Here is a 20,374-nt window from a genome sequence, read left to right as displayed (position 1 = left end):
TGCCGGTGCGGCACGTCGCCCCGGTACAACAGGGCAGGGAGGCAAGCGTTGCGGGAGGCTGACGCCGACGCGGTAGAGGCCACGGGGATCTGGAATTAGCAAAAAAGCACGCAGTGCGGACTAAAATCCTATAACTTCTCCGCGAGAAGGTCCACCATCCCGCGGAGCCACGCCATGCCCCTCGACAGCCGCAGCTTCACCAACGACCAGTTCCCCCGCTGGGCCGAAGAGCCGCCGACCCCGTCCGAAGGCTCGCTGGTTCCTGGTTCGCAGTTCCACGAGGAACAATGGATCATGGCCGCCGGCATGCTGGCCCGCGGTAACAGTTTCCTTCAGGTCTCGCGCGCCATGGGGTGCAGCCGTACCACGCTGTGGCGGGCCTATTACGGCTCCAAGGATTTCCGTCACAGGGTTTGGTGGGAACGACAGGCGCTGAACCGCGAGGCCGAGCTGCGCCTGTCCTCGCTGCGGGTGCTGGTGGCCGAGCAGATCGAGCGGCTGGTCACCTCCGGCGACCCCGCCACCGTCCGCTGGCTGGCCGAACGGCTCGGCCTCATCCCCGGTCTTGGGACCGCCCGCAACCCCTCGCGGGACAGTCAGGAGATGGGGGCGGAGGAGGCAAAGCTGCGGGCGCCCCGCCCGGAGGATCCGCCCGCCGTCACCGTCCCCGAACTCGACGACGACCTGCCCGGCGCCATCCGTGAACGCTGCCCGCCCAGTCCGGAACTGGTCGCCGCCGTCATTGCCCAGCCTGAGGCCGAGGGGCCGAAGGGCGTCTTCCCCTGGACTGTCAACCAGTACGAGGACTATCCCAATCTCAACCCCGGCCCGGTGAGCCGCCGTGCCGCCGGTCCCTTCTGCCGGCGGTAGATGGAACATGCGGCGGACTCCGTTCCACGCCGTTCCATCCCGCCGGCCAGGACGGAGGCGCCCCCCCGGTCATCCCCCGAAGTTCGGCTGTCCCGCCAGGATGTTGGCGGTGACGTCCTTGATGTCGCGCAGGCCGCACATCGCCATGGTGACGTCCATCTCCTTGCGGATGATCTCCAGGCACTGGGCCACGCCGGCCTCGCCGCCGGCCCCCAGCCCGTAGAGGAAGGCGCGGCCGATGAAGGTGCCCTTGGCGCCCAGCGCCAGAGCCTTCACCACGTCCTGGCCGGAGCGGATGCCGCCGTCCATCAGCACTTCGATGCGGTCGCCGACCGCCTCGACGATTGCCGGCAGCGCCGCGATGGAGGAGATCGCGCCGTCCAACTGCCGCCCGCCATGGTTGGAGACGATCAGCGCGTCGGCGCCGGTGTCCGCCGCCATCACCGCGTCCTCCGGGTCGAGGATGCCCTTCAGGATCAGCTTGCCGCCCCAGCGGTCGCGGATGCGGCGCACGTCGTCCCAGTTCAGCGTCGGGTCGAACTGCTCCGCCGTCCAGGAGGACAGCGACGACAGGTTGCTGACCCCGGTGGCATGGCCGACGATGTTGCGGAAGGTGCGGCGGTGGGTCCGCAGCATGTTGATCGACCAGCGCGGCTTGGTCGCCATGTCCAGAATATTGCCGATGGTCAGCTTCGGCGGGGTGGACAACCCGTTCTTGATGTCCTTGTGGCGCTGCCCGAGGATCTGGAGGTCCAGCGTCAGCACCAGCGCCGAGCATTGCGCCGCCTTGGCCCGGTCGATCAGCTTGTCGATGAAGGCACGGTCGCGCATGACGTAGAGCTGGAACCAGAAGGGCTTGTCGGTGTTCTCCGCCACGTCCTCGATGGAACAGATGCTCATCGTCGACAGGGTGAAGGGGACGCCGGCCTTGGCGGCGGCGCGGGCGGCCAGGATCTCGCCATCGGCATGCTGCATGCCGGTCAGGCCGGTCGGGGCCAGCGCCACCGGCATCGCCACCGGCTGGCCGACCATCGTGCTGGCCAGCGTCCGGTTGGTCATGTCCACCGCAACGCGCTGGCGCAGCTTGATCCGGCCGAAGTCGGACTCGTTGGCGCGGTAGGTCGACTCCGTGTAGGAGCCGGAGTCCGCATAATCGTAGAACATCCGTGGCACGCGCCATTCCGCCAACTGCCGCAGATCCTCGATGCAGGTGACGGGCTGGTTGGTGAACAGGTTCGCCCAGCGCGACGGCGGCCGCGAGGAGGGCATGCGAACGGAGGTCATGGGGCGTGTCTCAACGGTTGCGCTTGAAACGGAAGGGGATCGATTTGGCCACTCCGTCCGCGCACCGTCAAGCCATGGCTGCGGCAACGCTGCCCTTTGATCGTTCCGCAACTCAGCGCGTCGGCTTCGACTTGCGCTTGGGTTTCAAGCCGGGGTTGCCCCGGCCGGCTTTCGGCGGGGTCGTCATTGCCTTGATCATCGCCGATTGGGCCGCCGCCTGGTTGCGTTTGGCCGCCGACATCGCCGCGGTGGTCCACATGCCGGCGGCGCGGTTGGCCCAGGACAACCACGCGCTCATGAAGGGGTTTTTGGTCATCATTGGGGCGACTCCGGGACGGTTTACGGTCGATGGTACAACAGCGCCGGAACCGCCCATGTTGCGCTGCACATCGTTGCATCATCCATCTGCCTGAATTTTCGGCGAAGCCGCTGCATTCTTGAGCAGACTTGCGGCGGTCGGGCAGCCGTCCTGCGTCTCCAGGGCCCTGTTTTTCGCTGGCATATCCATTGCTTACACAACCGCAGGGGTAGGGCGACGTCAGGGGATCGGTCGGCATGGGTACGGAGCGGGAGACCACGAAGCAAAGGACAGGTGCCGCCGCCGCGCGGTTCCTGCGCACCGCCAAGCTGTGCCGCATCCGCGATGTCGAACAGCTTCTGGCGGTCAGCGCCCTGGTCCGCGATCTCAGTGCCCTGATCCATGCCTTGCAGAAGGAACGCGGTGCTTCCTCCATCTATCTGGGCTCCAGCGGTACCCGCTTCGCCGACGACCGCGCCCGCTGGCAGGCCGACGCCAAGGCGTTGGAGGCGGTGCTGCGCGACCGGCTGGACCTCGTGGACGAGCAGTTGGACCGCCTCAGTTCCGGTGCGCAGTTCTACCGCCGCGTGGCCATGGCGTTGCATGCGCTGGACGGTCTGCCGGCCTTGCGCGAGCAGGTGTCGTCGCTGGCGCTGGTGCCGCAGGACTCGGTCAAGGCCTTCACAGACGTCGTCAGCCATCTGCTGTCCGTGGTGTTCGAGGCGGCGGACATCGCCGCCGACCCGGCGATCTCCCGTGCGCTCGTCGCTCTGTTCAACATGCTCCAGGGCAAGGAATTCGCCGGGCAGGAGCGGGCGACCGCCAGCGCCGGCTTCTCGCGCGGGCATTTCGACGGGGTGGAGCACGCGCGTCTTGCTCACCTGATCGACGCGCAGAACCGCGCTTTCCGCATCTTCGCGGAGTTCGCCGACCCGGTCCACGCCACCATTTTCCGCACCGCTCTGGCTGATCCGGCAGTGACCGAGGTGGAGCGCATGCGGGCGGTCGCGCTCAGCGACGATGCGCGCCACGGTGACTTGACGGGCATCACGCCCGAGGCATGGTTCGAGCAGGCGACCCGCCGCATCGAGTTGCTGAAGACGGTCGAGGACCGCCTTACCGAGGATCTCCGCCGCCTGTGCGAAGCGAAGCTCGCCCAGGCCCGCGCCGACCTCGAACAGGCGGACAGCGGCGGTCCCGATGCGGTGATGCCGGTCGCCATGGTGCTGGTCGACGCCGATCCGACGCTTTCCGGCCAGGAGGGCGCCGGCCTCTACGCCCCCGATGGGCTGCGGCCCAAGCTGATGCGTTCGGTCCTGGACGTCATGCAGGCGCAGTCTCAGCGCCTGCGGGACGTCAGCCTGGAACTGGAAACCGCCAAGGCTGCGCTGAACGAACGCAAGGTGATCGACCGCGCCAAGGGGCTGCTGATGTCCACCCGTAACCTGTCGGAGGAGGAAGCCTACAAGCTGATCCGCAAGACGGCGATGAACCAGAACAAGCGTATCATCGAGGTGGCCGAGGCGATCCTCAGCATGTCGGACATCCTCCGCGGCGTGACGGCAGGAGGCGGGACCGCGGGCGGCTGACCCGGCTACTGCACCGTGCGCACCGGCGAAAAGGGCAGGCCTGCCTGATCGAGCGCGCGGTCGATCACCTCCTCCGACTTCTGGTCGAACAGCTGCAACAGCAGATCGTCGACCATCCAGTCGTTGGTCGGGGTGCAGGCGGTGAACAGCTCGCTGATGACCTCCGCCTGGAAATCCTCGCGGCGGGTATCGTCGCCGTCATACTCCATGCGCTTGGCGACGCCGACCGCGATCTGGAAGGGATGGGTCAGGCCAGGGGCGACCGCCGCCTTCTTCAGCAGCGCCGCCATGCCCAGTTCGCCATCGTCCCAGGCCAGCTTACGGGCGTTCTCGGGCGGGATGCCGGCCCGCAAGGCCATGCCGGCGACAAACAGGGTCAGGTCGCCGGCGCACAGCGCGCGGAACAGCAGGACCGGGGTCAGGCGGCGGTTGGTGTGCAGCCACTGGATCACCGCATCGATATCCTCGGCGCCGCGCAGCACCGGGCGCAGCATGCGCATGGTCGCCGCCTCACGCCCGCGCTCGACCAGCCGCTCGACCAGTTCGCGCGACAGGCCGTGTGCCTGCATCAGCGTGGTGCGCATGCTGTCGGAAACGAAGGCGACCACCCGCTCGACCATCGCCAGAGACAGGCCGGGACGGGTCGCCGCCGCCTCGCTGACCATGCGGACTCGGCCGAAACGGTCGAGCGCGCGGGTCATGGCGCTGTCCGGGACCTCGGCGCCATCGTTGCGCAGCAAGGCCGTCACCGCGATCACGTTGCCGCGTTCGGCTATGGCGCCGGACACGCGGGCGGAAACGCTGGAGCGGCTGGCGACCGCCACATGCTTGCCGGAATCGGGATCGGACAGAACGTCCAGAAGCAGATCGTCGGTCAGACCGGTGGCATCGCGCAGGATGGGGAAGGCCACCCGGCCGACGTCGCGCACCAGCCGCTCGGCCAGATCCTCGGTCAGCAGCGGGCTGTTGCGCAGCTGCCAAGCCACCGCTTCGCGCACCGCCACCTGGGCATCGCCGGCAAAGCAATGCACCACCTCGATCGCCAGCGACCGTTCGGCCGGGCTCAGCGCGCCCGATTCCAGGTCATGGAACAGCTTGTTCATCGTCTCGATCCGCGTTTCCGCGTCCGGCGAGACGAGCAGCCGCTCCACATCCTTGGACGACAGGCCATTTGGGTGGGGAATATCGGGGTGGGCGGCGGCGTGTGGCATCGTGGCACCCGGCTGCGGCATCGGACAAAGACCTTCAATCGAAATCGAGGCAGGAATAGCGGACCATGTCGCCCCACAGCCGGTCGAGCCGACGGAGCGTGCGATAGCTGGCCTTCAGGTCGCGGACCTCGGTCTCGTTGCGGACCAGTGCCTCGGCCTGCGCCTGCTCCATCCGCCGCAGCCCCTCCCACAGCTCCCGCCCCTTGTCGGTCAGCTGGAGGCGGGCGGTGCGGCGGTCGCGCTGGTTGGCGGCCCGGTTGATGTAGCCGGCGTCGACCAGGATCTTCAGGCTGTAGGACGCGTTGGATCCCAGGTAATAGCCGCGCTCCATCAGGTCGCGGACCGACAGCTCGTCCTCGCCGATCAGCATCACCATCAGCGCCTGCACCGGGCCGATGTCCTCCACGCCCTGCTTGGACAGGCCGACACGGACGACGTCGAGGTACCGGCGGTGCATCCGCTCGATCAGCCGCGCCATGCCGTGGAAGTCGGCAAGGTCGAGATCCTCGCCCGGCTTGCCGCCCGCATGGTTCGCGGACCGGTCGTCCGGACCCGGTTCGGGAGTGTCGTCGTCGTCCCAGTTCAGGTTGCTCATCGCGTCCATGATCCCGCCGGCTCGCTCATTGCCCATGTCCTTTCTGCTCAAATCACTCCGCGGCGGCGGCAAGGCCGCGGAACCCATGCGGATGCGTGCTGCGCCATGCCCAGGCGCTGCCGATGATGCTGTCCAGTTCGGGGAAGCGCGGCTGCCAGCCGAGATCGCGGCGGATGCGTTCCGACGAGGCGATCAACACCGGCAGATCGCCGGGGCGGCGGGGGCCGACCTTCACCGGCACGCTGCGGCCGGTGATGCGCTCCACCGAGGCGATCACCTCGCGCACGCTGTAACCGGTCCCGTTGCCGAGATTGTAGCGGACCGACCGCTCGTCCAGCACGTCGAGCACCCGCAGATGGGCGTCGGCGAGATCGCAGACATGGATGTAGTCGCGGATGCAGGTGCCGTCGCGCGTGTCGTAATCGTCGCCGAAGATTTCGATGTGAGGACGCTTGCCGGTGGCGGCGTCCATCACCAGCGGGATCAGGTGCGTCTCAGGGCTGTGGTCTTCGCCCAGCTTGCCGTTGGGATGGGCGCCCGCCGCATTGAAATAGCGCAGGCAGGCGGAACGCAGGCCATGGCAGCGGTCGGCCCAATGCAGGGCGCGCTCGATCATGAACTTCGATTCGCCATACGGGCTGCCGGGATCGATCGCCTCGTCCTCGTCGATCGGAATGCGCTTGGGCGAGCCGAACAGGTTGGCGGTGGAGGAGAAGACCAGCTTCATCACCCCCGCCTTCACCGCGGCACGGATCAGGTTCAGCGAGGTGACGGTGTTGCCATGCAGATAGGCGTGCGGGTCGCGCATCGATTCGCCAACCACCGACAGGGCCGCGAAATGGAACACCGCATCGAAGCGCCATTGCCCGAACACGCGGGCCAGCGCCGCCTCGTCGGCCAGATCGGCCTGAACGAAGGTCGCCTCGGGCGGCACGGCGGCGGCATGGCCCTGGCGCAGATTGTCGAACACCACGACCCGGTGGCCGCGGTCGAGAAGCTCCGCCACGCAATGGCTGCCGACATAGCCGGCGCCGCCGGTGACAAGAATGGTTTGAGAGGTCGTCATGAGTGGGTTTCCTTGAACCGGTGATCGGGCCGCAGCCTGAACAGGGCGACCGGCGTGGTGGAAGGAAAGCGCGGGGGGCAGTGCAGGGCGGGCCGGATGGGGGCAATCGCGGCGCCTTGCCAAAAACTCATGCAGCGCAGCATGCACGATGTCGGCCGCGTCTGACCAGATGGCTGCGCACTGTGCCACGAAGGGCCTAAGACCTTCGGTGAAGTGGAGTTTTTCTGTTTTCTATCATTGGCTTATCGGCCTTCTCATACCCCTTTTTCGGAGGCTGGAAAGGGGTGCGACCCAAAACTTGTCACACGTCTCTAAAATGTCTCCGGTGTATAGCTTAAGCCTGCCGGATCCGCCGACGCTTCCCCCCGCATCTGGATCCGTCCCTTCATAGGCGGCTCCCGTTCATCGGGCCTGCCGCACCCGGCGCCCCCCAGCCGGCTTCCTGTCCCGCGTCCGTCGCCGCCGGCAGCTTTTTCTGTTTCCCCTCATTCCCAGCGCCGCATCAGGTGGCGAATCCTCCTTCAGGAAGGATCGAAGATGAGTTCCGTGGATCGGCCCCTGCTGACCCAAGCCTACCGGAAGATTGGACAGGGCCTGCTGCTGGCCGGTGTTCTCAGCCTGTTCGTCAATGTGCTAATGCTGGTGCTGCCGCTCTTCACCATGCAGGTCTATGACCGGGTGATGAGCAGCCGCAGCCTGGAAACGCTGACGATGCTGGCGATCATCGCGGTTGGTGCGCTGGCGCTGTATGGCGTGCTCGACTTCATCCGCGCCCGCGCCTTCCTGGTGACCAGTGCTGTGATTGCCCACCGCTTCAACGTTCCGGCGCTGGAGGCGTCCATCGTCGACGCGCTGTCGGGCGGCCCGCGCAATGCGGCGCAGACCATGCGCGACCTGAACGACCTGCGCAGCTTCATGACCAGCAGCGCGGTGACCGCCCCGCTGGAACTGGCCTGGGCGCCGATCTTCCTGGCGATCCTGTTCCTGCTGCATCCGGTCTATGGCGTGCTCGCCATCGTCTCGGCGTTGGTGCTGCTGGTGATGGGCGTGCTGACCGACATGCTGACCCGGCGGCCGATGGCCCAGGCGAACGAGGCCTCGGCCCGCGTCTTCGCCGACATCGCCGGCACCGTGCGCCATGCCGAAGCCATCGAGGCGATGGGCATGCTGCCGGCGCTGGCCCGGCGCTGGCAATCGGCGCAGAGCGGATCGGCGGGGATGATCGACCGCGGCGCCACCCTGTCGCGCGGGCTGGCTGCGGCGTCGCGCTCCCTGCGGATGATTTTGCAGGTCGGCGTGATCGCCGCCGGCGCCACATTGGTGATCGATAATCTGGTGACCCCCGGCAGCATGATGGCCGCCGGCCTGATCACTGGGCGTCTGCTGCATCCCTTCGAGCAATTGGTGGACGGCTGGCGCCAATGGGTCAAGGCGCTGGAAGCGCACCGGCGCATCCGCGACTTGCTGAACAACGGCGCCTCGGCCCGCTCCACCATGCCGCTGCCGCAGCCGCAAGGGGCGCTGACCGTCGACCGTGTCACCCATGTGCCGGCCGGGCTGAACCGGCCGGTGCTGCGCAATGTCACCTTCGCGGTTCAGGCGGGCGAGGTGCTGGGCGTCATCGGTCCGTCGGGTGCCGGCAAATCGACGCTGGCCCGCCTGCTGGTCGGCGTCTGGCAGCCGACGGCCGGTGGCATCTATCTGGACGGCACCAGCACCTATCTGTGGGAGCGTGAGAGCTTCGGCAAATATGTCGGCTATGTGCCGCAGTCGGTGGCGCTGCTGGACGGCACTATCGGCGAGAACATCTCCCGCATGGCCAGCGCCAATCCGGCGGAGATCGTCCGCGCCGCCCGGCTGGCCGGGGTGCATGAAATGATCGGGCGCTTGCCCTTCGGCTACGATACGCCGGTCGGCGACAGTGCCTTTTCCCTGTCGGGCGGCCAGCGGCAGCGCATCGCGCTGGCCCGGGCCCTGTTCGGCCGTCCCCGCCTGCTGGTGCTGGACGAGCCCAACTCCAACCTTGACCACGAGGGCGAGCAGGCGCTGCTGAACGCCGTGCAGAAAGCCAAGACGGACGGCACGACGGTGGTGATGATCGCCCATCGACCCTCCATCGTTGCCATCGCCGACAAGCTGGTGGTGATGAAGGAGGGCGCCGTCGAGCATTTCGGCGCCCGAAGCGACGTCCTGAAACTGGTGCAGCCGGCTGGCGTCCCTGCCGGTGTTGCCCGCCTCGTCCGCAGCGGAGAACAGCGATGAGCAGCGATACGCGCCTTCTGTCGTCGCAGTCCGTCTGGACCGCGCCCATCGACGCCGTTCCGGCCGAGCCGTCCCTGCGCGGCACCGCGCTGGCCGGAGCGCTGGCCGTGCTGGCTGGGTTTGGCGGCTTCCTGACCTGGGGCTTTGCCGCCAGCCTGGACAGCGCAGCACTCGCCGCCGGCACGGTGATGGTTGAGAGCCACCGCAAGACCGTTTCCCATCTGGAGGGCGGCATCCTGCGCGACCTGCTCGTCAAGGACGGCGACCTCGTGCGCGCCGGTCAGGTGCTGCTGCGGATGGACTCCACCCAAAGCCAGGCGATCGTGGCGCAGTTGCAGGGACAGTACTGGACGGCACTGGCCCGGCTGGGCCGGCTGCGCGCCGAGCAGTCCGACGCGCCCAAGTCGCTGTTCGCCGACGAACTGGTCAAGGCAGCCCGTGACAATCCGGTGGCGGCCGAGGCGATGGCGGTGGAGGATGGACTGTTCCGGTCGCGCCACGACAGCTACGAGGCGCAGCTGGGCATCCAGCGTCGGCAGATCTCCCAACTGCGCGACGAGATCGTGGCGCTGGAATCGCAGCGTGTCGCCACCGCCGACCGGCTGCGCTACACCCAGGATGAACTGAGGGTGGTGCAGGGCCTGCTGGCCAAGGGCTACGAACGCAAGCCGCGCCTGCTGGAGCTTCAGCGCAACGTCGCTGATTCCGAAGGCCGGCTGGGCGAGCTGATGGCGAACAAGTCCAAGGCGGAACAGGCCATCGCCGCCGCCGAGCTGACCATGATCAACATCGGCAACACCCGGAGGTCGGAGGTGTCGACCGACCTCCAGGCTGCCCAGGCCAGCGTCGCCGACCTGTCGGAACGGCTGCGCAGCGCCGACGACGTGCTGCTGCGTCAGGCGGTCACCGCACCGCAGGCCGGGCGGGTGACAGGGCTGAAATTCTTCACGTCCGGCGGCGTGATTCCCGCCGGGGCCGGCATCCTCGACATCGTGCCGCAGGACGACGCGATGATCGTCGAGGCCCGCGTCTCGCCCCACGACGTCCAGAATGTCGAAGTCGGCAGCAAGGCGATGGTGAAGCTGACCGGCTACCGCCAGCGCGCCGTGCCGCCGGTGGCGGGGCAGGTGGTGTCGCTGTCCGCCGATCAGCTGGAGGATGAGCGCACCGGAACCTATTACTTCGCGGCCCGTGTCAGCATGGATGTAGCGGAACTGAAGGCCCTGCCCAACGTCGAGTTGCATCCAGGCATGCCGGCCGAGGTGATGATCCACGGGCATGCCCGCCGCGCAATCGACTATTTCCTGACGCCGCTGACCGACGGTCTTCAGAGAGCCTTCCGGGAGAAATGAGCGGACGCGTGATCCCCCCGGTCCTCCCCCGTTCGGGCCGGTGCGGGCTGGGGTCGTTGCACGGGTTCCATCCCCTGGCAAGCGGCCCCGTGAAAGGGCCGGCGTCCCCCACGCCGGCCCTTTTGCACGGCTGGAGCGGCTGCAATGTGATTTCACTGCCTTCGATTCGGCCGATGTTTGCATACTGGAGTAGTTTGTCGTGATTTTGATCGCTGGGGATCAAATTGATTTCATTTTTATTTGCTGACGACTGCTCCGCTCAGGCCGGCACGCGCGGTCCCGCTGCCGGCTGCGAATCCTCTGTGGCTTTGGATGGATCACCCGATTTTAAAAACCTTCTTTTAACAATTTGGGATTTTGAGTGCGAATTGAGTCCGTCCATGGCCATATAGTGCCAAAAATGTGGGTCAGACCATCATTTTTCAAAGCCTAAACTGCTTAGAAATTCGAAATAAATCAAAATAACTGTCATTTTGAAAATACAGATAATGCGTTATTCTGTAAGATTTCGCTGTTTGGACTCAACTTTCTCTTCCATGTTCCCGAGTTTTATCACACTATCCGCTCGATAGATTTGGTTACACCGAAAGGCGAGCTCGGCCTTTCGAGCGAGGCCGAAAGAAGGCCCAAAAATCCCAATCACATCGCAAGGAGACACCTACGATGGCTACGGTTCCTGGGGGCAGTTACGACGTGCATGTCGGCACGAATCATGACGATCTGCTGGTTGGCGGAGATGGCAACGACCTGTCGCTGGGGGGCAACGGGAACGACACTCTGCTGGGCGGCAATGGGCACGACCTTCTGTTGGGGGGCAACGGGGCTGACGTGATCCATGGTGGCGCTTCGGCGGACGTGCTGCTAGGGGGCAGCGGCAGCGACATCATCGATGGCGGTTCGGGCGACGACATCATCCTGGGGGGGAATGGTGACGATGTGCTGATCGGCGGCGCCGGTCGCGATGTGCTGGACGGCGGCAATGGCGACGACGTGCTGTCCGGAGGGGACGGCAACGACGTGCTGACCGGCGGCAAGGGTGACGACATTCTGGTCGGGGGCGGCCATGACGACATCCTGGACGGCGGCAAGGGCGACGACATCCTGCATGGCGGCACCGGGAATGACATCCTGACCGGCGGTGACGGTGACGACACCCTGTTCGGCGACGATGGCAACGACCGCCTGGAAGGCGGCAAGGGCGACGACATCCTGTCCGGCGGAGCCGGCCACGACGTCTTCATCTTTACCGGCGGCGGCGGCCAGGACGTGGTCCTGGACTTCAAGGCCGGCGAGGACGTTCTGCAGATCTCCCGCAACATCAATGGTCTGAAAGTGACCGATGCCGCCGATCTGGCCGCCCGCGTCACCGACCAGCATGGCGACGCCGTGATCGACCTCGGCCATGGCGATAGCATCACGCTGAAGGGTGTCTCGGCTGCGGACATCCACAATCACCCGAACGACTTCTTCGTCATCCACTAACCGGGCACTGATCGGGCGACGTTCTTCAAGCGACGCCTGAGAAGGAGGGACCGGTGGTGTAAAGGCCGCCGCCGGCCCCCCTTTGCCCGAATTCCGCCTCTGCGACCTTCAAACCCCTCCTCAAACCCATCGACGTTGCCGGAAACCCATCCATGACCGTCATCGCCGTCCTGCCGAATTCGGTGTCGATCGCCCCCGCCCAACGTCTGGCGCTGGGCAGCCGCTTTCTCCTCGTCTCCTGGACGATGGATGGTTCGGCCGAGATGATCGGCCCGATCACGCCGAACGTCGACGGCGAGCCGGTGCGTCCCCCCTTCACCACGCTGACCATCGACACCGGCTGGGGCGGGCGGCGCGTCCTGTCGATCCTGGCTGCTCCGCGCGACCCGCGGATGCCCGTCCATTTCATCGCCAACAACCGGGTGATCGCCGAGCTACGCACGGAGACCGGCGCCGCCGACCTCGATCCTGCGGGGTTGCTGGGCAGCCTGGACGGTGCAGCCCGGCTGCGGGTGCTGCGCTTCCTGTTCGATTTTGCCTGCTCCACCCCGGCGCTTCGCTGCGACGCCGCCTTTGCCGGGCTGTGTCGCCGGTTGGTGCTGGACCGTGCGGCGGAACCGGCGCCGCTGGTACTGCGGGCGAGTGCGGGCGGCGACCTTCTTCTGTGTGCCGGCGCGCTGTCCGGCCGCTTCGGCGCCATCAGCGGTCTGGTGGTGCTGTCCCCGAACGCGGTGATACGGGCGCCCTTCGACGCCTGCATCGGACCCGATCCGGCGGGGAAGGGGCGCATCGCCTTCGACCTGCTGATCGACCGTGGGTTGGGCGTGCCGGGCAACCTGCTGGTGGTGCTGGGCGCCAACGGCGTCGCCTGCCGCCGCTTCCCTGACGAGCCCGCCGGCCTGCCGACCCTGACCGACCGGCTGAACGCCCGGCCGGACACGCCGGCCGCTCTCCGTCATTATCTGCTGTCCTGCCTCGCCCAGCGTGGCCGCAGCCACGCGTCCGCCGCCTCGGCGGTCAGCGAGTTGCAGGCACTGGCCCCGTTGCCGCGTCGGCAGGCCGCCGACGCCAAGCGGCCGATCGGCGCCTCGCTCGACCTCGCGGTTCCGACAGCCGACGGCGGGCTGTTCCTCGCCGGCTGGCTGTATGATCCGCATGGTCTGGCGGCGGAGCTGGTGGTGCGCACCCCCTTCGGCGGCGAGCGCCGGGTGGAGCGCTTCGCCAACCGCTTCCCGCGCGACGACGTTGCCAAGCTCTACGGCAGCACCGGCATCGATAGCAGCGGCTTCGTCCTGCATCTGCCGGGCACTCCCGAACCAGCGGAGGCGCTCCAGGTGACGGCGGAGCTCCGGCTGGCGTCAGGCGGAGCCCTGCGCCTCGTCCCGCCGCCGCGCCCGCGCGCCCATGCCGACGCCCGTGCCGCCGTGCTGGGCAGCCTGCCGCCGCGCTTCGCCACGCCGGAGCTGCTGGAGACCGTCATCGGCCCGGCCGTCGTCTCGCTGCACGCCGCCCATCTCGCCAGCCGCGTCGAGCCGGAACTGGTCGTCTATGGCGAGCGCAAGACCAAGCCCGCGGTGTCGGTCATCATCCCGCTTTACCGCACGCTGGAGTTCCTGCGTTTCCAGATCGCCTGTTTCGCCACCGATCCGTCGATGGTCGATGCCGAGCTGGTCTTCGTGCTCGACAGCCCGGAGCAGCGCGACGAGGTGGTGCATCTGCTGCGCGGTTTCCACGGCCTCTATGGCTTGCCGATGCTGCTGCTGGTGCAGAGCGCCAATTACGGCTATTCGGCTGCCAACAATGCCGGCGTCGCGGCGGCTCGCGGCAACCGCCTGCTGTTTCTCAATTCCGACGTGGTGCCTGACCGTGCCGGCTGGCTGCCGCAGCTGGTCGCAGCGCTGGAGGAACGTCCGGGCATCGGCGCGGTGGGTCCGAAGCTGCTGTTCGACGACGACAGCCTCCAGCATGCCGGGCTCTATTTCGACCGCGACCTGCAGGGCGCCTGGTACAACCACCATTACTTCAAGGGCCTGCCGCGCGACTTCGCCGCTGCCTGCCGGCCGCGCTCGGTGCCCGGCGTCACCGGCGCCTGTCTGCTGACCACGCGCGCCGCCTACAGTGCCGTCGGCGGCTTCTGCGAGGACTACGTCATCGGCGACTTCGAGGACTCGGACCTGTGCCTGCGCATCCGCAGGCAGGGGCTGGACATCCGCTATGCCCCGTCGGTGGAACTGTACCATCTGGAGCGCCGGTCCATCGGCCGGCACCAGGGCTACACCCGCGGGGTCGCCTCCGAATACAACCGCTGGCTCCATGGCCGCCGCTGGGCCGATCGCATGGCCGAACTGATGGCGCTCGACTGGCACGCCGACGACGAGCTGCCGCCGTCCTGCAATGGCGGCACCCGCAAGACCGCACAGGTGACCCGATGAATGCGATTCTGCCGATCCCGCAGCTTGCCGTCCTGCGCCGTCAGACCGATCCGCGGCTGGAATGGCTCTGCGCCCAGATCGCGCGCAACCGTTTCCTGCCGGTGCCGCCGCCCGAATTGCATTTCATCGGCGACGGCGACTTCCGCGCCATCGGGGCGGAGTTCCTGCGCCATTTCGTCCGTCTCGGCGGCCTGCGTCCCGACCACAAGGTGTTGGAGATCGGCTGCGGCGTCGGCCGCATGGCGCTGCCGCTGACCCAATATCTGGATGGGTCCTATGACGGCATCGACATCGTGTTGGACGGCATCCGCTGGTGTGCCGAGACCATCACCCAGGCCTACCCGGAGTTCCGCTTCCATCATCTCGACGTCGTCAACGGCCTCTACAATCCCGATGGCCGGATAGAGGGCGAGACGGCGACGCTGCCCTTCAAGGCGGGCGTTTACGACTTCGTCATCCTGACCTCCGTCATCACCCACCTGCGCACCGCCGATACCGAGCGCTACGCGGCGGAGATCGCACGGGTGCTGAAGCCGGGCGGGCGCTGCTTCCTCAGTTTGTTCCTGGCCGACACCACTGCGCGCGCCGGCATCGCCAAGGGCACCGCCCGTCCGCCTTTCCGGGACGCGCCAGATGTGGAACTGCTGGCCGATCCGGAGCATCCCAACGCCGCCGTCGCCTATGACGAGGAGTTCCTTCTCGGTCGCTTCGCCGCGTATGGGCTGCGTCCTGCCCGCGCCGTCATGCGCGGCCATTGGAGCGGCCAGCGTGAGGCCGAGAATTTCCAGGACCTGCTGGTTCTGGAGAAGGGAACCGTGCCATGAGCCGCCGCCGCCTTCCTTTGCTTCCGGCCAATCAGGCCGCCCGTCCGGCTCCGCGCCAGCCGGCCCGTCCGCTGGTCGCCGACCTTCCGCCACGGGTTCTTCTGATCGCGCACAACCACCCGAGCCTGCATCCCGGCGGCACCGAGATCTTCGCGCACGAGCTGTTCGGCGGCCTGAAGGCGGCCGGGGCGGAGTGCCTGTTCCTCGCCTGCACCAATGACACCCACCGGGCGCCGCGCCCCGGCACCGGATTCCAGACCTTGGGGCGCAGCGCCGACGAAGTTCTGCTGTGGGCAGGCCATTTCGACCATTTCCATCAGAGCCAGATCGACCTGCACGGATTGGTCCCCGACCTGTCGAACCTGCTGCGAGCCTTCCGGCCGGACATCGTGCATGTGCATCACACGCTGTTGCTGGGCGTGGAGATGCTGTTCCTGATCCGCCGCGTCTGCCCGGATGCGAAGATCGTCTACACTCTGCACGACTACTACCCGATCTGCGCCAATGACGGGCAGATGGTCACCCCGCCGCGTGGCGAGGGTGGCGCGCGCGCCCTGTGCAGCAAGGCGTCGCCCGACGCCTGCCACCGCTGCTTCCCCGACCGGCCGGCCGACCAGTTCCTGCTGCGCGAGAAGCACATCAAGGCGATGTTCGGGCTGGTCGACCGCTTCCTGGCGCCCAGCCGTTTCCTGCGCGACCGTTATGTCGCATGGGGTCTCGACCCTGCCCGGATCGAGGTGATTGGGAACAGCCGGCCGGCGGTGGAGCCTGCGCCGACGCGCGATCTCGCCGCCGGTGCCGCGCGCGACGCCTTCGCCTATTTCGGCAACCTGAACCCGTTCAAGGGCGTCACCGTGGCGCTCGACGCGGTCACCCGCATGGCCCGGCAGGGGTTCTTTCCTTCGCTGGCCGTCCATGGAGGCAGCCTGTATCAGACGCCGGAGTTCCGTCAGCGGGTGGCCGACGGTTTCGAGGCGACGCGCGGACTCGCCACTGCCCATGGTCCCTATCGTCCGCAGGAGATGCCGGCACTGATGGCCGCCGCCGATTGGGTGGTGATGCCATCGATCTGGTGGGAGAACGCCCCCCTGGTGATCCAGGAGGCCTTCCAGCACCGCCGCCCGGTCATCGTCAGCGGCATCGGTGGCATGGCGGAGGCGGTGCGCGACGGAGTCGACGGCCTGCATGTCCGCCCCAACGACCCGGCTGATCTCGCCCGCGTCATGACCCGTGCCATGACCGAACCCGGCCTGTGGGAGCGGTTGTCGGCCAACATCCCCGCCGTCCGCCGCACGGAGGAGGCCGCGTCGCTCCACCTCGCGCTCTACGACGAACTGCTTTCACCAACGCCCACCGCTCTTATCCAGGGGAACCGCAACCGATGAAGGACCGCAGCACCAAGGCCGACATCACCGCCGCTGTCCTGCTGGACGAAGACACGCTGATGCTGTTCGGCGCCATTGACCAGCCTCTGCCGGCCGACAGCGTGGTGATGCTGGACGGCATGATCGACGGGCGTTTCCGTGGCGGCTGCTGGACCGATGCAGCGGGGGAGCGCTGGTTCCTGGGCGCCATCCGTGTCACCGGACTGGCGCACATGCGTCCGTCCCGCATCGAGATCGAGGATGCCCAGGGCAAGCATCTGCTGCTGCCCCGCCTGTCGAATGTCCGCACCAACCCGGCCCATCTGGTCGCCGCACTGCGCGAGGTGCAGCCGCAGGCACTCGACACCGCGTTGGACGTCGCCGTGACCCTTCTGTCCGGACTGGACGCGGGCGAGGGCGAAGCGGATCGTCGTATCCGTCTGCTGACCGGTCTCGCCCATGAGGTTTCCCGTCCGGACGGCTTCGCCGAGGTGCTGGGCCGCTTTCGAGACGGCGCGCTGATGGTGCAAGGCTGGTCGCACGGTTTTCCGGCCGGTGCCTCCCCCGTGCTGATCGAGGCCGATGACCTGCGGACCCATTCCAGCGCCGCCGCTCCATTCCACCGCCCCGACCTGCCCGACGATGCCGCAGGCCTGCTGGCGATTCTGGAAGGACCGGTGGCATCCCCCGAAGCCATCCGCCGCATCCATTTCCGGGCCGCCGACGGCTGGCGCCATCTGGCGATCTTCGAGCACCGGCAACTGCTGGCCGACGGCGTCGCCTCCGCCCATGCCCGCGACATGCTGGGCCAGTTGCAGGGCGATGCCGCCCGCCGTGGTGTCGCCGCCGCCATCGCCGCCCGCTACAACGGGGTGGAGACGGTGTCGCAGATCCAGGCGCCGGTGCGCATGGGGCTGGACATGGCGGTGCGCGTTCCGGGCGCCGGGTTGTTCGTCTGCGGCTGGCTGCTCGATCCCACACAGGCGGTCCGCGCGGTCGCGGTGAAGGGCGGCGGCATGACGGCGCGGCTGGACAGCGACTGGTCGCGGCTGGCCCGCAAGGACGTGTCGGACGCCTTCGCCCATGACCCTTTGTTCGCCGGCCGTCTGCTGCCCGGCAACGACGGTCACGGCTTCACCGCCTTCGCCCGCGAGCCGGCCGGTATCACCGCCGATGCCGGGTTCCACCTGGAGTTGACGCTGGCCGATGGCATCGCCTTCCTGCCGCTGCCCTGCCAGCCGCCGACCGGCGATTCGCTGCGCCGCATGCTGGGGGCGGTGAATCCCGACAGCCCGGCCATCGACCGTGTCGTCTCCGCCCATCTCGGGCCGATGCTGCGCACCGCCGCCTCGGGGCGGGCAGCCCCGTCCTCCGTCCTGCACCCGATGGGGCGCGCGCTGAGGAGCCCGCGTGTCTCGGTGATCCTGCCGGTCTGCGACGGGCGCGAGGATGTCGACCTGAACCTCGCCCGGATGGCGAACGACCCGGACTTTGTCGAAACGGAGATTTTGGTGGTCGCCGGTGCCGGCACCCATGAGCGTCTGGCCGGCATGGTCCGGCAGGCTGCCGGCTTCTATCGGCTGGCGGTCGGCTTCGTCGCCGCTCCCACGGCCTCCGATCCGTTCGAGGCTGTGGCGGTGGCGCTGGCGCATGCGAGAGCCGACCGCGTCCTGCTGCTTTCGCCGTCGGTCCTGCCAACCGAGCGCGGCTGGCTGTCGGCATTGGAGCGGGCGATCCGCAAGCCGAATGCCGTCGGCTCCGCCGCCCTGGCGCCGGTGATGGTCAGCCCGACCCTGCTGTACGAGGACCATTCGGTCCGCTTCGCCGGCATCGTCGCGGTGGAAGGGCCGGGCGGCGCCGTCACCTACGAGCGCCGCTTCGCCGGCTATCCGCGCGACTGGCTGAAGGAACAGGAGGCATCGGCGGTCGATGCCGCGTCCGCCGACTGCGGGCTGCTGCCGCGCGATCTGCTGGTGCGCGCCATGGCCGACCGCGGCCGCTATCTGGGTCTGGAGCCGAAAGGGCTGGACCTGTGCCTGCGGGTGCGGGCGGCCGGCGGTTCCTGCCTGTGGCTGCCCAAGGTCCGGCTGGTGGCGGTCGACGAACAGCCCCGCGGCGCCCGTGACCCCCGGCTGGAGCGCATGAGCGCCCTGGTCGACGAATGGAGCTTCGCCGAGCGCTGGAAGGCGTCGATCGCCGCCTGATCCTCTTGTCGCCTGCCAAATCCCCCCGCCTCCGACGAACGGTCACCCGATGAGCAAGACCAAGCGCGCGCTGATCATCAGCCATGGCCACCCCTCCTTCTCGCTGGGCGGGGGTGAGGTCGCCTCCTACAACCTGCACAACGGCCTGCACGACCTGCCGGGCTGGGAAAGCCACTATCTGGCCCGGGTGGCGCCGCCGATCGCCCAGCATCGCGGTTCCGCCCTCATGGCGCTGCGCCAAAAGGAGCGGGAGGTGCTGTATTACGCCAATGACTACGACCATTTCCGCCTGTCGAACCGTAACCTGCCGGGGCTGGAGAAGGACTTCGTCCGTTATGTCCGCGACCTCCAGCCGGACGTGGTGAACTTCCACCATTTCCTGGGCCTGGGGATCGAGACCATCCAGGCGGTGCGTCAAGCGCTGCCGCGCGTGCCGATCGTGGTGACGCTGCATGAATATCTGTCGATCTGCCACCATCACGGCCAGATGGTGAAGACCAGCCGCAACGCGCTGTGCTACCGCGCCAGCCCGGCGGATTGCGCCGGCTGCTTCCCCCATATCGGCGAGGCGGAGTTCTTCAAGCGCGAGCTGTTCCTGAAGACCTTCTTGGAGCAGGCCGACTTCTACATCAGCCCATCGAACTTCCTGATCGACCGCTATGTCGACTGGGGGCTGCCGCGCGAGAAGTTTCGCATGATCGAGAATGGCCTGACCATCGAGGGCATCGCCCCGCCGCGTCCGGTCACCCGCGCCGGCAAGCGCAACCGCTTCGCCTTCTTCGGCCAGCTGACCGAGTTCAAGGGTGCGCACCTGTTGGTGGAGGCGGTGTCGCGCATCTCCGACAAGGCCTGGGGCGAGGACGGCGCACTGATGATCTTCGGCGGCAATCTGGAACGCCAGCCGGATGCCTATCAGAAGCGCTTCAACGACGCGGTGGAGAAGGCCGGCGACCGGGTGCGATTCTATGGCAGCTACCGCTCGGCCGAACTGCCGGGCCTGATGAAGGACGTCGACTGGATGATCATCCCGTCGATCTGGTGGGAGAATTCCCCTGTCGTGATCCAGGAAGCCTTCCTGCATGGCCGCCCGATCATCGCCAGCAACATCGGCGGCATGGCGGAGAAGGTGACCCATGGCGTCGACGGCCTGCATTTCCGCAACGGCAGCGTCGAGGATCTGGTGGACCGGATGACCGAGGCGCTGACCACGCCCGACCTGTGGGACCGGCTGCGCCTGCGCATCCGCCGTCCGATCGATCGCGCCGAATGCGCCCGTCAGCATTCGGAGGTGTTCGATGCGCTGCTGGCGGCCGGCGGTGCGGCGTCTGCGATGCCGGAACGCGCGGTGGCGCAGCGCTCTTGATAAAAAGAAATTGGAAACTACTGTGATATTTTAAAATATATAGGGGATTTCTTTTCTGAGATCGTCGAAAATTTTGTAGAGTTTGAATGAAAATCGCGGGATTTATCACATAAATTCCGTGTATATATTTGAGCGTCTCCGGATATTGTCCGGAAATCACCCCGTCTCTATTTCCGAC

Annotated in this window: 15 protein-coding genes; 10 read left to right on the top strand and 5 right to left on the bottom strand. The window is 67.2% G+C overall.

Translation table 11 applies throughout. The annotated features are described in order from the left end of the window. Positions 1 to 174 precede the first annotated feature (174 nt). Entirely contained in the window at positions 175 to 870 is a 696-nt protein-coding gene (locus tag E6C72_RS13235) for a hypothetical protein (protein WP_136700757.1), read from the top strand. 69 nt (positions 871 to 939) lie between these two features. Here the strand turns inward: E6C72_RS13235 and E6C72_RS13230 are convergent, their stop codons facing one another. Together E6C72_RS13230 and E6C72_RS13225 are read right to left on the bottom strand one after the other, a co-directional pair. Then, positions 940 to 2,154, bottom strand: a complete 1,215-nt coding sequence (locus E6C72_RS13230) for an alpha-hydroxy acid oxidase (protein WP_282183311.1) — start codon at positions 2,152 to 2,154, stop codon at positions 940 to 942. Positions 2,155 to 2,266: 112 nt separating this feature from the next. Then, positions 2,267 to 2,473 (bottom strand): hypothetical protein, encoded by a 207-nt coding sequence (locus E6C72_RS13225; protein WP_109864915.1) that lies wholly within the window; start codon positions 2,471 to 2,473, stop codon positions 2,267 to 2,269. 236 nt (positions 2,474 to 2,709) lie between these two features. Between E6C72_RS13225 and E6C72_RS13220 the strand changes: the two genes are divergently transcribed. After that, the gene (locus E6C72_RS13220) at positions 2,710 to 4,041 is read left to right on the top strand and encodes a nitrate regulatory protein (RefSeq protein WP_109864916.1); all 1,332 of its coding nucleotides are present in this window, start codon (positions 2,710 to 2,712) and stop codon (positions 4,039 to 4,041) included. A gap of 5 nt (positions 4,042 to 4,046) precedes the next feature. Here E6C72_RS13220 and E6C72_RS13215 read toward each other — a convergent pair whose 3' ends face one another. The 3 genes from E6C72_RS13215 to galE are packed head-to-tail and all read right to left on the bottom strand — an operon-like array spanning position 4,047 to position 6,913. After that, complete coding sequence (locus E6C72_RS13215) at positions 4,047 to 5,273, bottom strand: DUF2336 domain-containing protein (RefSeq protein WP_109864917.1); 1,227 nt, start codon at positions 5,271 to 5,273, stop codon at positions 4,047 to 4,049. Positions 5,274 to 5,286: 13 nt separating this feature from the next. Then, positions 5,287 to 5,883: a winged helix DNA-binding protein gene (locus E6C72_RS13210; protein ID WP_247876106.1), complete on the bottom strand. Its 597-nt coding sequence runs from the start codon at positions 5,881 to 5,883 to the stop codon at positions 5,287 to 5,289. Between the two features lie 16 nt (positions 5,884 to 5,899). Then, positions 5,900 to 6,913, bottom strand: coding sequence for a UDP-glucose 4-epimerase GalE (galE, locus tag E6C72_RS13205; protein ID WP_109864918.1), 1,014 nt, complete (start codon positions 6,911 to 6,913; stop codon positions 5,900 to 5,902). Between the two features lie 537 nt (positions 6,914 to 7,450). Between galE and E6C72_RS13200 the strand changes: the two genes are divergently transcribed. The 8 genes from E6C72_RS13200 to E6C72_RS13165 all read left to right on the top strand — a co-directional run bounded on the left by E6C72_RS13200 (position 7,451) and on the right by E6C72_RS13165 (position 20,196). Further along, positions 7,451 to 9,175, top strand: coding sequence for a type I secretion system permease/ATPase (locus tag E6C72_RS13200; protein ID WP_109864919.1), 1,725 nt, complete (start codon positions 7,451 to 7,453; stop codon positions 9,173 to 9,175). Further along, positions 9,172 to 10,527 (top strand): HlyD family type I secretion periplasmic adaptor subunit, encoded by a 1,356-nt coding sequence (locus E6C72_RS13195; RefSeq protein WP_109864920.1) that lies wholly within the window; start codon positions 9,172 to 9,174, stop codon positions 10,525 to 10,527. The genes E6C72_RS13200 and E6C72_RS13195 overlap by 4 nt, the downstream gene beginning before the upstream one ends. A gap of 663 nt (positions 10,528 to 11,190) precedes the next feature. After that, positions 11,191 to 12,009: a calcium-binding protein gene (locus E6C72_RS13190; RefSeq protein WP_109864921.1), complete on the top strand. Its 819-nt coding sequence runs from the start codon at positions 11,191 to 11,193 to the stop codon at positions 12,007 to 12,009. Positions 12,010 to 12,161: 152 nt separating this feature from the next. After that, complete coding sequence (locus E6C72_RS13185; RefSeq protein WP_109864922.1) at positions 12,162 to 14,441, top strand: glycosyltransferase; 2,280 nt, start codon at positions 12,162 to 12,164, stop codon at positions 14,439 to 14,441. Next, complete coding sequence (locus tag E6C72_RS13180) at positions 14,438 to 15,265, top strand: class I SAM-dependent methyltransferase (RefSeq protein WP_109864923.1); 828 nt, start codon at positions 14,438 to 14,440, stop codon at positions 15,263 to 15,265. Before E6C72_RS13185 ends, E6C72_RS13180 begins: the two co-directional genes overlap by 4 nt. Then, on the top strand, positions 15,262 to 16,650 hold the full coding sequence (locus E6C72_RS13175; protein ID WP_109864924.1) for a glycosyltransferase family 4 protein: 1,389 nt from the start codon (positions 15,262 to 15,264) through the stop codon (positions 16,648 to 16,650). Before E6C72_RS13180 ends, E6C72_RS13175 begins: the two co-directional genes overlap by 4 nt. Beyond that, complete coding sequence (locus tag E6C72_RS13170) at positions 16,647 to 18,833, top strand: hypothetical protein (protein ID WP_109864925.1); 2,187 nt, start codon at positions 16,647 to 16,649, stop codon at positions 18,831 to 18,833. The genes E6C72_RS13175 and E6C72_RS13170 overlap by 4 nt, the downstream gene beginning before the upstream one ends. 49 nt (positions 18,834 to 18,882) lie before the next feature. Beyond that, complete coding sequence (locus E6C72_RS13165; protein ID WP_109864926.1) at positions 18,883 to 20,196, top strand: glycosyltransferase family 4 protein; 1,314 nt, start codon at positions 18,883 to 18,885, stop codon at positions 20,194 to 20,196. Positions 20,197 to 20,374: the final 178 nt, after the last annotated feature.

This window comes from Azospirillum sp. TSH100, from assembly GCF_004923295.1.
In the GTDB taxonomy this organism is placed as follows: Bacteria; Pseudomonadota; Alphaproteobacteria; order Azospirillales; family Azospirillaceae; genus Azospirillum.
The sequence above is the reverse complement of the archived record's forward strand: the minus strand, read 5'-3'. Positions and strand labels throughout refer to the sequence as shown.

Coding starts and splice junctions, on each gene's coding strand:
- E6C72_RS13235 (WP_136700757.1), top strand. CDS start 175: ATGCCCCTCGACAGCCGCAGCTTCACCAACGACCAGTTCCCCCGCTGG.
- E6C72_RS13230 (WP_282183311.1), bottom strand. CDS start 2,154: ATGACCTCCGTTCGCATGCCCTCCTCGCGGCCGCCGTCGCGCTGGGCG.
- E6C72_RS13225 (WP_109864915.1), bottom strand. CDS start 2,473: ATGATGACCAAAAACCCCTTCATGAGCGCGTGGTTGTCCTGGGCCAAC.
- E6C72_RS13220 (WP_109864916.1), top strand. CDS start 2,710: ATGGGTACGGAGCGGGAGACCACGAAGCAAAGGACAGGTGCCGCCGCC.
- E6C72_RS13215 (WP_109864917.1), bottom strand. CDS start 5,273: ATGCCGCAGCCGGGTGCCACGATGCCACACGCCGCCGCCCACCCCGAT.
- E6C72_RS13210 (WP_247876106.1), bottom strand. CDS start 5,883: ATGGGCAATGAGCGAGCCGGCGGGATCATGGACGCGATGAGCAACCTG.
- galE (WP_109864918.1), bottom strand. CDS start 6,913: ATGACGACCTCTCAAACCATTCTTGTCACCGGCGGCGCCGGCTATGTC.
- E6C72_RS13200 (WP_109864919.1), top strand. CDS start 7,451: ATGAGTTCCGTGGATCGGCCCCTGCTGACCCAAGCCTACCGGAAGATT.
- E6C72_RS13195 (WP_109864920.1), top strand. CDS start 9,172: ATGAGCAGCGATACGCGCCTTCTGTCGTCGCAGTCCGTCTGGACCGCG.
- E6C72_RS13190 (WP_109864921.1), top strand. CDS start 11,191: ATGGCTACGGTTCCTGGGGGCAGTTACGACGTGCATGTCGGCACGAAT.
- E6C72_RS13185 (WP_109864922.1), top strand. CDS start 12,162: ATGACCGTCATCGCCGTCCTGCCGAATTCGGTGTCGATCGCCCCCGCC.
- E6C72_RS13180 (WP_109864923.1), top strand. CDS start 14,438: ATGAATGCGATTCTGCCGATCCCGCAGCTTGCCGTCCTGCGCCGTCAG.
- E6C72_RS13175 (WP_109864924.1), top strand. CDS start 15,262: ATGAGCCGCCGCCGCCTTCCTTTGCTTCCGGCCAATCAGGCCGCCCGT.
- E6C72_RS13170 (WP_109864925.1), top strand. CDS start 16,647: ATGAAGGACCGCAGCACCAAGGCCGACATCACCGCCGCTGTCCTGCTG.
- E6C72_RS13165 (WP_109864926.1), top strand. CDS start 18,883: ATGAGCAAGACCAAGCGCGCGCTGATCATCAGCCATGGCCACCCCTCC.